The organism is Bifidobacterium sp. B4111 (assembly GCF_026537235.1).
Classification (GTDB): Bacteria; Actinomycetota; Actinomycetes; order Actinomycetales; family Bifidobacteriaceae; genus Bombiscardovia.
The window spans coordinates 146,364-162,439 of the sequence record NZ_JAFNMO010000003.1 but is presented as its reverse complement, the minus strand read 5'-3'; the positions used below and the strand labels follow the sequence as shown (position 1 = coordinate 162,439).

Below are 16,076 nucleotides of genomic sequence, written 5' to 3'. Positions count from 1 at the left end.
CACAAGAGACGGAACACAATCCTTACATCCTCGGCCCTTCCTTAAACCGCGACTTGCAGCATACAGGAACAACAGGATTGATCAGCGTTCATCCCTGTTCCATTGTCAAGGGTCGGGTCAGCTGCAGGCTGCCCTGCAGCGGTGCAAGAGCCTGAATACGACACCCCGATCCTGCCATTGATTGCAATGCTAAGGTTGAACGTGTATAGGGGCTTTAATCGGTGTGCATCGACGCAGTTTTGGGCCTTGGCCTGGGGAGTCGGCACACTGGGAGAAGGAAGATTCAAGTGGGGAAAGATCATGGCATCCGCAGACTGATGGCATTGACGGCTATGGTTGGGCTGGCGCTGGTCGGAGCGTCAACGGGGGCGTACGCATCCACCGACGAGATGGCGCCGGCGCCTACCGCGGGGAGCAGCGGCACGGCTGAGGACGGAGCGCCCTCCCCCGGACAATACAGCAACATGGGCCCAGGCAGGGCGGCGGAGGCAAGGGCCCTGACCCCAACAGCCTGGCCGTCTCCGCTGGCCAGCGGCAATCCTTCCCCGCTCAAGGCCCTCCAACCATTGAGCGGAAAAGGGGCGGACGAATCGTTCAAGGACAGGCCGCGCGGAGACAAGCCATCCCGAACTATGGATTCATCATCGTATGCCATCACCTTCGATCCGGACGGAGGCTCGCAGGCTCCCGGCTCACCAGCCTTGAACCAGTCGGTAACCGCAGGTCATCTGGCATCCCCTCCCTCCGTCACCAAGTCGGGCTGCCTCTTCGACGGCTGGTTCCTGAAAGATTCCAAGGTGGCCTACGACTTCGGCAAGCCGGTCACCGGCCCGCAGTCGCTTACAGCCCACTGGTCACCGATCAAAGATGGCCGGTGGACAACAGCCGACGCCAGCGGCGAAGACACAGGGGGCTCCGCAATCACCCTGACTCCGCCCAAGCCCCGAGGGGTCAGATTCGCACAGGTCAGCGCCGGACACGACCACACCCTTGCCGTGGGTTCAGACGGCCACATCTACGCCTGGGGCGACAACAGCAAGGGCGAACTCGGCAACGGCACCCTCACCAATGCAGACACACCGGTGCGGATAACTGACAATGCAGCCATACAAGGCAAGACCTTCATAGCCGTCAGCGCAGGAACCACATTCTCCATGGCCCTGGCCTCTGACGGGACGGTCTACACCTGGGGCAACAACAGCCGCGGCGAACTCGGCAATGGCTCCACCACGGACTCCGCCGAACCGGTGAAGGCAAACCTCAGGGCCACAATCACCGCCGTCAGCGCCGGGTACTGGCATGCCATGGCTCTGGCCTCGGATGGCACGATCTACACCTGGGGGGACAACGAATACGGCCAGCTCGGCAATGGGCTGTCCGGCGTCAACGCCAACCCCACGCCCGCCGCGGTCCATTCACCATCCGGCATCACCTTCGCAGTCATCAGCGCCGGATACGATTTCCAAACGGCATTGGACAGCCAGGGCCATGCCTATGCCTGGGGCCGCAACCAGGGAGGCCAGCTGGCCAACGGAACAGCTGGCAACGCAGCCAGCGGCGTCTACACGCCCACACGCATTCTTAAAGACCAGGGCGGAACCGAGGATGACACTGTCTATACCGACATCGATGCAGGGTATCTGCATGTCCTGGCGCTGAGCAAGGCGGGCGGGGTGTATTTCTGGGGCTATCCGCTGACCAAGGGAAGCGACACCGATGTCGACAGCGTTCACGCCTTTCACCCCAGCCAGATCAGTCTGCCTGCGGGGACAGCGGCACCTACCGCAGTCAGCGCCGGCGATTTCTCCTCTGCGGTGATCGACTCTGCGGGCAGCCTGTATATGCTCGGCAGCAATTCCAGCGGTCAGCTGGGCGACGGAACGACAAGCCCCAAATCAGCCATGACCAAGGTGAGCCTGACGGGCGCCACAGTCGCTGCATTCGATGTCTGCCGACACAGCCTGGCCATCGGCTCCGACGGACTCCCCTACAGCTGGGGGGAGGCAAGGAACGGCAAACTTGGAGAAGGCGACAATGGGCCTGCGTCCGGCCCGCAGACCAAACCTACACTGGTCAGCCCCCCTCAGATAGACCTGTCCAAGCTGCGCTTCGGCAAAACCGATGTAGCCAAGACCGACAGCAGCACCCCGATCAGCCGAGCCTCGGACGACACATGGAGCGCGAATGGCCAATGGACGGTCACCACCCCTCACCACACTTACGGAACCACCAAGATCAAAATCAATGATGGACAATGGGCCATCGGAGGCGCAAAACAGCAGGGGCAAGTCATCGCCGACTATACTTTCACACCCACTGCGCAGAAGATCGTCTTTGATTCGGACGGAGGCTCACAGACCTCCAATCAATCCGTAACTGCAGGCCAGCTTGCTTCGCCCCCCACCGTGACCAAGTCAGGCTGCGTCTTCGACGGCTGGTTCGTCGAAGACGCCGATGGCAGCTCCAGGGTGGCCTACGACTTCAGCAAGCCGGTCACCAGACCACTGAACCTGAAAGCCCATTGGTCATCGTCGAATGCCGAATGGAAAACAGCGGACGCCCTCCACGGCGATGACACCGGGGGCTCTACAATCACCCTGACTCCCCCAAAACCCAAAGGGGTACGGTTCGCGCAGGTCAGCACAGGCCGCTACCACACCCTGGCCGTGGGCTCTGACGGGCACGTGTATGCCTGGGGAAGCCAGGCCAGCGGAACCTTGGGCAACGGCAAGGACACTGGCACGGCGGCAACACCAGTGCGGATCACCGATAATGATGCCGTAAAAGGAAAGACCTTCACAGCCGTCAGTGCAGGTGATGCCTACTCCATGGCCCTGGCCTCAGACGGCACGGTCTACACTTGGGGCAGCAACGGCAAGGGGCAGCTCGGCAACGGCTCCGCCGAGGATTATTCCACCGAACCGACAAGGGCAAAGACGGGCGATGCCGAAATCACCGCCATCAGCGCAGGACGAACCTACGCCATGGCCCTGTCCAAGGACGGAACGGTCTGCACATGGGGTGACAACCAACGGGGACAGCTCGGCAACGGCAGTTCGGACAACGACAGTCACCCCTCGCCCGCCAAGGTAACGTCGCTGTCCGGCATCACCGCCATCAGCGCAGGCTTCACCACCAGCACAGCGCTGGACAGTCAGGGCCATGCCTGGTCCTGGGGCGAAAACAGCAGGGGACAGCTCGGCGACGGCACCATCAATGACAGCCCAACGCCGGCACGTGTCCGAGACCTGGACACAGGGCAGCATGACGACCGGTTCTATATAGCCATCAGCGCTGGCTACCAGCATGTGCTAGCACTGGATACCGACCATGATGTCTACGGCTGGGGTTCCGGCACCGCAATCGGCCACTCTGCAGATACCAATGAAAGCGTGAAGGGATCTGTCGAAGTCAGCTTCGGCAGCGACGCTGTCAACATCACCGCCATCAGCGCCGGCGACGATGGATCCGAGGCTATAGATGACAGCGGAAGGATCTATACCTGGGGCAAAAAGGCCTACGGTCAGCTGGGCAACGGCTCAAGCCAAGAAGCAGCATGGCAGATCAGCCCGACTGCCATTGTCTTGGCTCAGTCTGTGAAAGCCAGCTCCGTATCCACCTCCAGCCATCACCAGACAGCCATTGGGTCCGACGGATTGCTCTACACCTGGGGATACAGCTACTACAACCAGCTCGGACGAGACTCATCCTCCACACGGCCCGGCACCACGCAACCGCCGCAAATCACCCTCACCAAGGTCGTCTTCGGCAACATGGCGAGCGGTGCCCGGCCGGCCAAGGAGCTGGCCCAGAGAGGCAGAGACACTTGGAATGACAATCAGGACTGGACTTTTACTACGCCCGCCTACCCGTACGGCCCCACCAGCTTCACCATCACCTGGAACATCGCCGGGGATTCCGGGGGCTCAAAGCAGACACAGCGATTCAGCTACACCTTCGATCCGGTCGATAAGCTCATTGCGCTCGAGCCAGCCGGAGGCACCGGAGCGGCATGGACAAGCAAGAACATCAAGGAAGGAGAATTGGTGCCTCGGCAAACCCTGGCCAAGGCAGGCTTCCAGTTCGACGGCTGGTTTGTCAAAGACGCCGATGGCAGCTCCAGGGTGGCCTACGACTTCAGCAAGCCGGTCACCAGCCCGCTGACCCTGGTCGCACACTGGACACATTCAGCCCGGATGACTGTCGACCCGGCCGGCAACCCGTCCACTGGCGGATACCAGGTCAGCATCACTCCACCTCCGCAGCGCGGCATCCGCTTCGCCCAGGTCAGCACTGGCAAGAACCATTCTCTGGCCGTCGGCAGCGACGGGAACGCCTACGCCTGGGGGAGCAACAGCAATGGACAGCTCGGCAACGGCACCACAGACAGCAGCAAGGTGCCCGTCCTAGTGAGGAAACCAGCCAATGCCGACGAGGATTTCACCTACACGCAGGTAAGCGCGGGGGGATACCATTCCTTGGCCATTGGAAAGAATCATCAGGTCTACGCCTGGGGTGACAGGAGCAACGGCGGTCAGGTGGGCGACGGCAAGACGACAGGGAATGCCCCATCCCCCGTATCGGTGAATGTAGGCAATGGCGCCAGCGGCTTTCACGCCAGACAGATCAGTGCAGGATACCAGCACTCCCTGGCCATCGACATGAGCGGACAAGTCTACGCCTGGGGATACGGCAATAGCGGCAGGCTGGGCAACAGTGCACAGGCGTCAAAGGCTGCTCCCACATCCGTGTCCTCACCCCTGGAATACGGGGACGGGTCAGCAGGCTTCTTTGCCACCCAAGTCAGCGCAGGAGGCTCCCACTCGCTGGCCATTGGCAGAGACGGCAAGGCCTACGCCTGGGGCGCAAATACAGACGGCCGCCTCGGCACAGGAGACACCAACGATGCCGCCGTGCCGACCTTGGTGGCCGACCCCGACGGAAGCAGCGATGGTTTCAGCCCCATCCAGGTCAGCGCAGGAGGATGGTTCTGCCTGGGGATCGACGGCGGAGGACGGATCTACAGCTGGGGAAACAACGGTCAGAACGCCCTGGGCAATGTCTCCATCGCGGGGCCGATCAGCAGAATCCCTGCTCAAGTGGCGAACGCAGACAGCAACACCACTCGGATCAGCGCAGGCGAACGACAGGCCCTGGTCATCAACTCAGACGGCAAGGCCTACGCCTGGGGAGACAACAACGGCGAACAGCTGGGCATCGGTTCCGACACAGCCAGCATCAAAGCGGCCACGCTGGTCTGCCCGCCCCAGTTCACAGTAAGTGCAGTCACGGTCGGAACGGATCCGCATACCACAAAGGTTCTCGAGCTGAAACGGAACGGCGGAGCGGACACATGGGAATCCAGAAATGTCTGGACCTTCTACGCTCCGGCATTCAAGGCAGGCACGACAACGGTCAACATCACCTGGAACATCGGCCAGGGCAGTCCGGAGACCGAGAGGCTGACCTTCACTTATAGGGATATTTTGCCGCTGACCGGCAGCCGGGGTCTGCTCGTCATACTGTTTGTCGGACTATTCGTGACGGCAACAGTCCTGGCGGCAAGGCGGCAGCATCAGGAAGCCGCGGGTCCGACCACGGCTGGCATTTGACAAGAGCAGGTCCCTGAGGGGGGGGGGGTTCTCCTGGCACTTGCTGGTAAGACGAACCTGTCTTGCTCTCGGTACTGTGGCCGAGGGCACAGGAGCTCGCCCATGTCCACGACCATCATCGCATGATGGGCTCTTTCAGCGTGAACCAACCTGGCCGGCCAGCCGTTCGTGACACCGCTTGGCGGCATCGGCCACCAGATGAAGATAGGCCTCGGCCAGATCCGGGTCCAGTCCGTAATCATCAGCCTTGCCTCGCAAGACCGCCACCTGGGCGGCCTCACGATGTAGATCCGCCGAAGCGAACCCCGCTCGGGCTTTAAGAAGCCCAATGCGACGCGTCACTCTGGACCGTTCAGCCAGCATGGCAATAATGGCAGCATCGATGGTGTCCACATCAGCACGCAGCTCTGCCACCTGGCGGGCGGCTTCGGCCTTGGCTCCCCCCTTCCGCGCCTGATCATCGATCACCGTTTCCACATTCGCTTCGCTCATAGGTCACCAGTCTAATCAAACGCTTCAGACGACCATCCTCAGCCGCTCCTCCTTTCCGAGACCGGCCTTGACTCGGCATGCGGATCACACAGGCTCCAGGGGGATGCTCATCCGCGCACGCCCACCGATGCAGGTGCCGAATGCGCGGCAGAGGAATTCCTTAACATATGAAGATGGCCGCACCCGCCGCCTCACGGCGCTTGTCAGTCTTTGTCGCTGCCTGATCGCCTGCAGGATCAACCGGTCGAACTGCAACCGCAATCCATGAGCCCACTCCAGCTAAGGCCGTCAGACAAAAAGCCGAAAATCACAGCAGACAGAATCCGAATGGGCCAAACCGTTGAAAGGTACCGTTGCCTTGCATCACTGCATATACGCTGGGCCCCATCCGCGAAATGAGTCGCGGATGGGGCCCAGCGGGCGAATCAGTCATCAGGCCCGAGTCACTTCTGAGCCAGCATGGACTGGTTGATGGCTGCCAGGAAGTCTCGGTTGGTGGCGGTCTTCTTCAGTCTGGGCACCAGAGTCTGGTAGGCCTGCTCGGTCTCCATGCCACCCAGGAGACGACGCAGCCGGTAGACCACAGCCAGTTCCTCGGGCGCGGTGATCAGCTCTTCGCGCCGGGTGCCGGAGGCATTGATGTCGATGGCGGGGAACATGCGCTTGTCAGCCAGATCCCGGGTCAGCCTAAGCTCCATGTTGCCTGTGCCCTTGAACTCCTCGAAGATGACCTCGTCCATCTTGGATCCGGTCTCCACCAGGGCCGAAGAGATGATGGTCAAGGAGCCGCCGTTCTCGATGTTGCGGGCGGCGCCGAAGAAGCGCTTGGGCGGATAGAGGGCCTGCGCGTCCACGCCGCCGGAGAGGATGCGGCCGGAGGCGGGGGCCGAGATGTTGTAGGCGCGGGCCAGGCGGGTCATGGAATCCAGAAGGACCACCACATCCTGCCCCAGCTCCACCAGCCGTTTGGCCCGTTCGATGGCCAGCTCGGCCACGGTGGTGTGATCGCTGGCGGGGCGGTCGAAGGTGGAGGAGATGACCTCGCCCTGAACCGTGCGTTCCATGTCAGTGACCTCCTCGGGCCGCTCGTCCACCAGGACCACCATCAGGTGCACCTCTGGGTTGTTGGCGGTGATGGAGTTGGCGATGGACTGCAGGGTCAGGGTCTTGCCAGCCTTGGGAGGCGAAACTATCAGGCCGCGCTGGCCCTTGCCGATAGGGGCGACGATGTCGATCAGACGACCGGTGATGTTCTTGGGCTGGGTCTCCATCCGCATGCGCTCCTGCGGGTAGAGGGGGGTCAGCTTGTTGAAGTGAGGGCGCCCTGCAGCGTCCTCCACGCTCATGCCGTTGATAGAGTCGATGGCCTGCAGAGGAACGAACTTCTGCCGTTGGTTGCGATGCTCACCCTCGCGGGGGGGACGGATGGAGCCATGCACGGCATCGCCCTTGCGCAGGCCGTACTTCTTGACCTGGCCCATGGAGATGTAGACGTCGTTTGGGCCGGGCAGGTAGCCGGATGTGCGCACGAAGGCGTAGGAGTCCAGCACATCCACAATGCCCGCCACGGGGACCAGGTCCTCGGGCTTGAAGTTCTCCCTGGGCTCATAGTCACGATCCCGGCCGCTGCTGCGATGGTTGTTGCGGTTGCGACGGTCGTTGCGGTCGTTGCGATCGCCCCGGTTCCGGCGATCATAGCCGTTGTGACGGTAGTCATGCCCTTCCTCGCCGTGATCCTCGTAGCTGCGCCGACGAGGGCGGTCATTCCGTGAGGGCAGAGCTGCCAGAATGTCGTCCAAATTGCGCACTGAGCCGGAGCCTTCGCGCTCCTCGCCATGCTCACGCTCGCTCCGGCTGCGGTTGGTGTGAGAGCCTCGAGATGAATCCGTGTTGCGGTGACGGCGACGGGATATGACCACGTTCTCCTCATCGGCCACGGTATGGGGGAATCGGTTCCGGTGCTCGCTATTATGGCCGCTCTTATGATCGTCAATGCCCAAAACATCGAAGAGGTCTCCGACAGGACGACCGTCCTTGGATTCCTCGGATTCCCTGGTATCGGTGATCTCCTGTCCGCCTTCTGCGGCGGGCTTTGCCTCCTGCCCTGTCGGCTGCTGCTGATCAGCTGCCTGGCCCCCCTTAGCCACGGCGGCCGCAGCCTTGGGCTTACCAACGGTTACTCCCTCAGGGGCCTTGCCGCCCGAGCGTGCCGCCTCGATCGTCTCGATCAGGACCGGCTTGCGCATGCCGGAAATACCGCGCAACCCCAGCTGCCTGGCCAATTCCTTGAGTTCGGGCAGCTTCATGGAATGAATATCTTGGCTTGTTGCCACTGTTGTAATGCCTTTCCTTCGCTATGCCTAATTAGGCTAGGCAAATAGCTTGAGAATAGTGCGGGGGTACCGCTCATGAAAATTCGATGCCGACTCGGCTTATCGAACTTCCATAAGCCTACAACGTGCGGCCGACCGGCGCAAGAATCGGCCCGCGTGTCCAGAAATTCATGGGTAAGCCTCTAGACTGAGCATATGAATAACCGATCATCTCTGCGTGAGCAACGGCGGAGCGAATTCGTAACCACCGCCATGCGGGTCTTCGACCGGAAAGGCGCTGCAAACACCTCCCTGCGCGACGTAATCCGCGCCATGAACCACGGCAAGGGCGTGGGCATGAGCGTTTTTTATTACTACTTCAAATCCAAGGACGACCTGGTAGATGCCTGCGCACGCACCTACCTGGCCTCCTACGTGGACCATGTAGTCGACATTCTGCAGGACCCAGACTTGAGCGTTCAAGAGGCGCTGGACGACATTTGCCCGCATCTGATAAGGGCCATCTGGAAGATGGATGTCATCTTCGCGGACAAAGCCAACTGGTACAACTACCTGAGTACCAACAGCAATGTGATGGAGGGCTTCGTCAGGCAAATCATCGACCCCTTGACCAAGGCCCTGGACCGCTGGCTGGATCAGGGGGGCTTGCCGCAGACCCAGCTGATCCAAACAGCCGGCACCCGCAGTGTGGCCTGGCTGATGGCCGACGGGCTATCGTCCATCGTCAGCAATGGCAGAAGGGCGGCAGGTCACCCGCACATCAGAGAGGCGGTCCGCCAACGTGTCCGCGAGAGCGTGGCCTTCTTCTCGCAGCTGCTGGGCCTGCCCCTGAAGGCACCCGCCATTGCCCTGTCGTAAATGACAAAGCCCCCAACCATACGGTCGGAGGCTTAAAGGAAACGAAGGCCGAAGTCTGCCTACTTCTCCTCGTGGTAGGACTTCTCGGTGTTGACGTTCCAGACGTTGGTCTTGTCGGCACGCCCCGATCTGATGTTGGCCACGGCCTCCATGGATGTGGCCATGGAGTGGTCCTGGTTGTTGTAGTGGTGCTGCCCGTTGCGGCCCACGCAGTAAAGGTTGCCAAAGGAATCCAGCCACTTGACCAGCTCCGGCATCTGGGCGTAGGTGTCGAAGTAGGCCGGGTAGGCCTTGAAAACCCTCTCCCGGTGCGAGTCCAGCACGTCGGCGGATCCGTTGATGATGCCCATTCGCGTCAGCTCCTTGACGGCGAAGTCAGTGGTCTCCTGATCGCTCATGCTCCAGAAGTCATCACCCTCCTTGCAGAAGTACTCCAGGCCGATCCAGACAGTGCCGTCCACATTCTTGACCATGTAGGGACTCCAGTTGTTGAAGATCTGGATGCGGCCCATCTTGTAGCCGGGATCCTGCACGTAGATCCAGCAGTCGGGAACGATGGGCGGGTCGCCCAGGGTCTTGATGGAGGTGGTGTTGCGGATGCGCAGGTGACGGACCAGCAGGCCAACGGTCACGAAGTCGCGGTAGGGCAGGCCCTGAGCCACTCTGACCATCTCCTTGTCGGTGGACGGCTCCTCGTGGGCAATGGCCTCCACCAGGTCCTTGATGGGCATGGAGGAGATGATCTGGTCAGCCTGCAGGGTCACCTCCTTGCCATCAGCATTGCGATAGATCACACCAGTCATGTGGCCGTCTTGCTGAGTCAGTCCTATCACACGTGCATCGGTGATCACGTGGACTCCATGCTCCACATTGCGACGCTCCACGGTTTCCCAGAGTTGCCCTGGACCCAGCTTGGGGTACCAGAACTCCTCGATCAGGCTGGTCTCGACCTGGTGGGCATCGCGCTTCTTGGGCAGCAGCTTTTGGAAGGCGTTCTTGAGCACGCCCATGATGCTGAGCCCTTTGACCCGCTGGGCACCCCAGTCGGCGCTGATCTCGCGGGGGTGGCGGCCCCAAAGCTTTTCGGTGTAGCCCTCGAAGAACATGGAGTAAAGCTTGCGACCGAACCGGTTGATATAGAAGTTCTCCAGGTTGTCCTCTGGCAGCTTGTGGACGACGGACTTCAGGTAGCTGAATCCGGCCTGCATGGTCAGCTTGAAACCCATGGCCTTGAGGGTGTTTGCGGACAAGGAGATGGGATAGTCGAAGAAGTGGTGGTTCCAATAAATCCTGGAGACTCGGTGACGCTTGAGCATGACCCGGTCGGTCTTCTCCGGGTCGGGGCCGCCGGGCTCCAGGTCGTGGTGGCGGCCAAGTTTTTTATCGTCATAGGAGGGTGCGCCCTGCAGAGGCAGGACATCCTTCCACCAGTCCATAATCCGGTCATCCTTGGAGAAGAACCGATGGCCGCCGATGTCCATGCGGTTGCCGTTGTGTCGAACCGTGCGGGAGATGCCGCCAAAGGCGTTGGTGGCCTCCAGCACAGTGACGTCATAGCGCTCGTCGCCGCCGTCCTTGACCAGTTCCCATGCCGCTGTCAAGCCGGCGGGCCCTCCGCCGATGACGATCACGGACTGTTTGCGCTCCATGCCAACCTCCTGAAAACGGTATGAAATCATCACAACTGTACCTGGCTCGTCCCCAGTCAGAGACTTCCGAAGGACTTCCCACACGAATTCCCGCCATTGCGTGGAACAAACGTGATGATGCTCGCCCTAGCGCGTCGTTTAGCCCAGCGAATCGGGAATATCGATGTCTGTCTTCTGCACTTCCTCCACATTGACATCCTTGAAGGTGACGATGCGGACGTTCTTGACGAATCGGCTGGACCGGTAAACATCCCAGACCCAGGCATCGGTCAGCCGGACGTCAAAGTAGACGTCCTGCCCAGCAGATCGGACGTTGAAGTCCACCTTGTTGGCCAGGTAGAACCGCCGCTCGGTCTCGACCACGTAGGTGAACAGCTTGATCACGTCCCGATACTCGCGATACAAGGCGAGTTCGGCGTTGGTCTCGTAGTTGTCGAGATCCTCAGCACTCATCGACTGCCTCCATTCGCGCGATCACGGCCATGGCCAAGCGTACGCCACCAGGCGCGTTTGGATCGCTTGGTCTCAGCCGACCCATAGGCCCAGTCCGAGGCCGTGTGCTCCTCGTCGGACTGATCGGCAACGGATTCGTCGGAATCGGACTCCTTCCCCGCATCCTCAGCGCCCTTCCGACCGGGAACCGCCTTGTCATCATTCCTGCTATCGGGTTCTGCATGGCCTTGGGCAGATTGTTCTGAATGCGGGCCACTCTTCGGGGTCAGGTGGGTCCGGTCACCTGATACCTGCGAATCCTGAGCTGCCGGAGTAGACTCCTCGGACCCGCTTATGCCGCCATCCTCATCCGCAGCGTATCCATGTGCAACAAGGGCTTCGGCCACGCCAGGATTTTCACGGATGACATGCATGCCGAAAGCATTCAAAGAACGGATGGGATCATATTCGTCGACCAGGGCATCCATGACGATCTGATCCTGATACTTGCCGTTCTCGGCGTCCCAGAGGGCATCACGGGAGGTGCCCGAGATCATGAATCCCAGGGACTGGTAGACGGAGATGGAGCGCGTGTTTTTCTCTGGCACAGCCACCCAGATCCGATGCAGGCCCAGACCCATAGGAGCAGCCGCGTACCCGTAGGTCATGATTCTGGGCATGGCATCCCGGGAGTAACCGCGCCCACGAAAGTGCCTGCCCAGGACCACCTGGATCCTGGCTGAGCGTGACCAGCCATCCACGTCGATCAGGAAGATCATGCCGATGACTCCCTTGGTGGCATCGGCATCTGGCGAGCCATCCTGGTCGGTGTCCGCATCAGTGACCATGGCCCAGGCCAGGGTGCGGCGGGACTCAGGATCTCCCACACCCGAATCACGGGCAGCCAGACCCTTGGACCAGGCTACTGACCTACGTACCCAGGCGTTGACCACGGCTCGCTCGGCACTTGGCCCCTTACCGGTAATGCCGGTGGAATTGTAGAAAGCCTCCAGTTGGTCCATTGCCGTCAAATCGGCGATGACAGCCGGCCGCAGGTGCAACATCTCGCCCCGAATGTAGGGGATCTCGATCCGGTCGGGTAGCTGTCTGCTCCCTATACCATCAGGTCCCTCGGTTTGCGTTTGCGGTCGGTCATTGCCCCTGCCGCTCATAGACATCACGTCACCTCCATGATCGCCACCTTGCGATGGCAATCAATTGTAATCCCTCGCCCCTGAGAAAACCATGAGAAGCCGGGCAGGTCCGCCGGTCTGAACCCGATGGAATCAGGTCGGCGGACCGGGCCTGATCAGGACTTAGCGATGCGCTCCATGACGATCTTGCTGACTGCCTTGGCATCGGCCTGACCTTTGGTGGCCCGCATGACCGCTCCGATAATAGCGCCCATGGGCTTCATATTGCCGCCCTTGAGCTTGGCCACGATGTCCGGGTTGTCCTTGAGGGCCTGATCGACGGCTGCGTCCAGGGCCCCGTCGTCCGAAACCACCTGATAACCATGCTTCTTGACGACCTCGGCGGGCTTGCCCTCGCCAGCCAACACGCCGGAGACGGTCTGCTTGGCCAGCTTGTCGTTGAGCTTGCCGTCAGCAATCAGCTGCTCCACATCAGCGACATCCTGAGCCGAGATGGGCAGCTCCTGCAGGCTGACTCCGCGGGCGTTGGCCTCGCGGGAAATCTCGCCCAGCCACCACTTGCGGGCTCCGGCAGCCGTGGCGCCGGCCTTGACCGTGTCCTCGATCAGATCCACGGCATCGGCGTTGACTGCGTCCTGCATCTGACGGTCGGTGAAGTCCCAATCCTTCTTGAGGCGGGCGCGACGTTCGCGCGGCATCTCAGGCATCTGGGCCTTGAGCTCCTCGATATGGTCCTTGGTCACATGGACCATGACCAGATCAGGGTCGGGGAAGTAGCGGTAATCGTTGGCATCGGTCTTGACCCGGCCGCCGGCAGTGGTCTGCGTGGACTCATCCCAGTGGCGGGTCTCCTGCAGCACCTCCCCACCGGACTCCAGCAGGGCGGCCTGACGGCGAATCTCGTAGGTCAGCGTCTTCTCGATGCCCTTGAAGGTGTTGACATTCTTGGTCTCCGACCGGGTTCCCAGAGGGGCATCCGGCCCGGCATGCAGGGAGACGTTGACATCGGCGCGCATGTTGCCCTGCTCCATACGAGCGTGGGAGATGCCCAAGGCCCGGACGATGTCTCTGATGGCCCGGACATAGGCCCCGGCCACCTCGGGAGTACGCGCCCCGGCACCTTCGATAGGCTTGGTCACAATCTCGACCAGGGGAACGCCGGCACGGTTGTAGTCCACCAGGGAGTGGTCGGCACCCTCGATGCGGCCGTCGGCCCCGCCCACGTGGGTGTTCTTGCCGGCATCGTCCTCCACATGGGCCCGCTCGATGGGCACACGGAAGATGCTGCCGTCGTCCAGCTCCACGTCCAGATAACCCTCGCCGTTCAGGGGCTTGTCATACTGGGAGATCTGATAGTCGCGGGGCATGTCCGGGTAGAAGTAGTTCTTCCTGGCGAACTGGCTCCACTCGTTGACCTTGCAGTGCAGGGCCAGGCCCAGCTTGACCGCATAGTCGATGGCGGTCTTGTTGACCACGGGCAGGCTGCCAGGCAGGCCCAGGGAGACCGGGGTCAGCTGGGTGTTGGGCTCGCCGCCGAACTCGATATGGGCCGGGCAGAAGAGCTTGGTGTTGGTGCAGAGCTCGACATGGACCTCCAGGCCGAACACCGGGTCGTACTTGGCCACGGCATCGGCGTACTTCATCAGTTTTTCAGCCATTGTGATTCCGTTTCCTTCCGATGCCTACTTGGTCGAATCCTGAGCCAGACCATCCAGCCAGGGGGTGGACAGCTTCTGGGAGATAGGTCCGCCCCATTGCTCCTCCAGGGCCGCCTCAAGAGCGGCGGCGGGCCGGTACATGACCTCGTCGCGCATCTGGGGGGCGAAGAACTGGAAGCCTACAGGCAGTCCGTCGTCGCTGAGCCCGGCGGGAATCGACATGGCTGGAGTGCCGGCCAGGTTGGCCGGAATGGTGGCTACGTCGTTCAGATACATGGCCAGTGGGTCGTCCATCTTCTCGCCGAAGCGGAAGGCCGTGGTCGGCGACGTGGGCGAGACCAGGACATCGGCCTGTTCGAAGGCCTTCTCAAAGTCGCGGATGACCAGGGTGCGGACCTTCTGAGCCGAGCCGTACCAGGCGTCATAGTAACCGGCGGACAGGGCGTAGATACCCAGGATGATCCTGCGCTTGACCTCATCACCGAACCCGGCTTCACGAGTAGCAGCCATCATATTGGCAGCCGTCTGGGGGACGCCCTCAGGTGGCATGACCCGCAGGCCGTAGCGCATGCCATCGTAACGGGCCAGGTTGGAGGAGACCTCGGAGGGCATGACGATGTAGTAGGCGGCCAGCGCGTAAGGGAAGTGCGGGCAGGAGACCTGGACCACCTCGGCACCCATGGACTCCAGCAGTGAGACAGCCTCGTTGAAGCGGGCCTCGACGCCGGGCTGATAACCCTCGCCGCCCAGCTCCTTGACCAGACCCACCTTGAGACCCTTCAGATCACGCTTCTGACCTTGACGAGCAGCCTGGGCCAGAGGGGGAACCGGCTTGGGAATGGAGGTGGAGTCTCGGCGGTCGTAGCCGCCGATGACCTCCTGCAACAGGGCCGCATCCAGCACGGACCGGGAAACCGGACCGATCTGATCCAGGGAGGAGGCCATGGCGATGGCCCCGAACCGGGAGACGCCGCCGTAGGTGGGTTTGACACCCACGGTACCGGTCAGGGATCCGGGCTGGCGAATGGATCCGCCGGTGTCGGTGCCCAAGGCCAGCGGAGCCTCAAAGGAGCCGACAGCCGAGGCCGAGCCGCCGCCTGAACCGCCCGGAACCCGCTCGGTGTCCCAGGGGTTGTGCGTAGTCTTGAATGCTGAGTGCTCAGTGGAGGAACCCTGGGCGAACTCATCCAGGTTGGTCTTGCCCAGAATGGGCATCCCCGCGGCCTTGAGCTTCTTGATAACGGTGGCATCGTAAGGCGGCACCCATCCCTCAAGGATCTTGGAGGCGGCCGTAGTGGGGATACCCTCGGTGACGATCATGTCCTTGATGGCGATGGGCACGCCGGCCAGTTCCGGCAGCCCCTCGGCTCCTTCATGAGCCAGTCGCTGGTCGAAGGCGTCGGCCTGCTCCAAGGCCTGATCGGCGCTGACCTGCAGAAATGCATCAATGCTGGGCTCGGCGGCCTCGATCACATCCAGATGAGCCTGGACCAGTTCACGGCTGGAGACCTGCCCTGACCGCAGCTGTGCGGCCATGTCGGAGGCGGATTGCTTGACCAATTCTTCCTGTGTGCTCATCGTCTCACTCCTCACCCAGAATGCGCGGGGCCACAAACATGCCCGACTCGGTGACCGGAGCACCCGAAAGGGCAGCCTCCTGCGTCAGCGGCTCTTCAGCCTCATCGGGACGCAGGTAGGCCTCCAGAGGAATGGGATTGGCGGTGGGGGGCACATCATCGCCGGCCACCTCCTGAACCTTGGTGATGGAATCGGCGATCACGTTGAGTTCGCCCTTGAGGCGGTCGGCCTCCTGATCGGTCAAAGCAATTCGGGCCAAATCACCCAAGTGCTTGATCTCTTCACGTGTAAAAGTTGGCATACCACTTAT

10 protein-coding genes are annotated in these 16,076 nt (G+C 61.5%); 2 read left to right on the top strand and 8 right to left on the bottom strand.

All coding sequences use genetic code 11. The features are described 5' to 3' along the window. The first annotated feature begins 287 nt into the window (after positions 1 to 287). Positions 288 to 5,612, top strand: a complete 5,325-nt coding sequence (locus J3T93_RS06850; protein ID WP_267431073.1) for an InlB B-repeat-containing protein — start codon at positions 288 to 290, stop codon at positions 5,610 to 5,612. A 135-nt stretch (positions 5,613 to 5,747) separates the two neighbouring features. Here the strand turns inward: J3T93_RS06850 and J3T93_RS06845 are convergent, their stop codons facing one another. Continuing rightward, positions 5,748 to 6,104 carry a chorismate mutase gene (locus tag J3T93_RS06845; RefSeq protein WP_267431072.1) on the bottom strand — a complete coding sequence of 119 codons (357 nt, stop codon included), beginning with the start codon at positions 6,102 to 6,104 and terminating at the stop codon, positions 5,748 to 5,750. Between the two features lie 443 nt (positions 6,105 to 6,547). Next, positions 6,548 to 8,410: a transcription termination factor Rho gene (gene rho / locus J3T93_RS06840; RefSeq protein ID WP_416378834.1), complete on the bottom strand. Its 1,863-nt coding sequence runs from the start codon at positions 8,408 to 8,410 to the stop codon at positions 6,548 to 6,550. A gap of 222 nt (positions 8,411 to 8,632) precedes the next feature. Between rho and J3T93_RS06835 the strand changes: the two genes are divergently transcribed. Then, the gene (locus J3T93_RS06835) at positions 8,633 to 9,295 is read left to right on the top strand and encodes a TetR/AcrR family transcriptional regulator (protein WP_267431070.1); all 663 of its coding nucleotides are present in this window, start codon (positions 8,633 to 8,635) and stop codon (positions 9,293 to 9,295) included. Positions 9,296 to 9,354: 59 nt separating this feature from the next. On the opposite strand, the gene J3T93_RS06830 is transcribed toward J3T93_RS06835, so the two are convergent. The 6 genes from J3T93_RS06830 to gatC form a co-directional block, all read right to left on the bottom strand. After that, on the bottom strand, positions 9,355 to 10,944 hold the full coding sequence (locus J3T93_RS06830; protein ID WP_267431069.1) for an NAD(P)/FAD-dependent oxidoreductase: 1,590 nt from the start codon (positions 10,942 to 10,944) through the stop codon (positions 9,355 to 9,357). A gap of 138 nt (positions 10,945 to 11,082) precedes the next feature. After that, positions 11,083 to 11,397 (bottom strand): DUF2469 domain-containing protein, encoded by a 315-nt coding sequence (locus tag J3T93_RS06825; RefSeq protein WP_015022511.1) that lies wholly within the window; start codon positions 11,395 to 11,397, stop codon positions 11,083 to 11,085. Next, positions 11,394 to 12,440 carry a GNAT family N-acetyltransferase gene (locus J3T93_RS06820; RefSeq protein ID WP_267400207.1) on the bottom strand — a complete coding sequence of 349 codons (1,047 nt, stop codon included), beginning with the start codon at positions 12,438 to 12,440 and terminating at the stop codon, positions 11,394 to 11,396. Before J3T93_RS06820 ends, J3T93_RS06825 begins: the two co-directional genes overlap by 4 nt. 245 nt (positions 12,441 to 12,685) lie before the next feature. Then, complete coding sequence (gene gatB / locus J3T93_RS06815) at positions 12,686 to 14,188, bottom strand: Asp-tRNA(Asn)/Glu-tRNA(Gln) amidotransferase subunit GatB (protein ID WP_267399287.1); 1,503 nt, start codon at positions 14,186 to 14,188, stop codon at positions 12,686 to 12,688. A 24-nt stretch (positions 14,189 to 14,212) separates the two neighbouring features. Beyond that, the gene (gene gatA / locus J3T93_RS06810; RefSeq protein ID WP_267431067.1) at positions 14,213 to 15,766 is read right to left on the bottom strand and encodes an Asp-tRNA(Asn)/Glu-tRNA(Gln) amidotransferase subunit GatA; all 1,554 of its coding nucleotides are present in this window, start codon (positions 15,764 to 15,766) and stop codon (positions 14,213 to 14,215) included. Between the two features lie 4 nt (positions 15,767 to 15,770). Further along, positions 15,771 to 16,067: an Asp-tRNA(Asn)/Glu-tRNA(Gln) amidotransferase subunit GatC gene (gene gatC / locus J3T93_RS06805; protein ID WP_015022515.1), complete on the bottom strand. Its 297-nt coding sequence runs from the start codon at positions 16,065 to 16,067 to the stop codon at positions 15,771 to 15,773. Positions 16,068 to 16,076 lie beyond the last annotated feature (9 nt).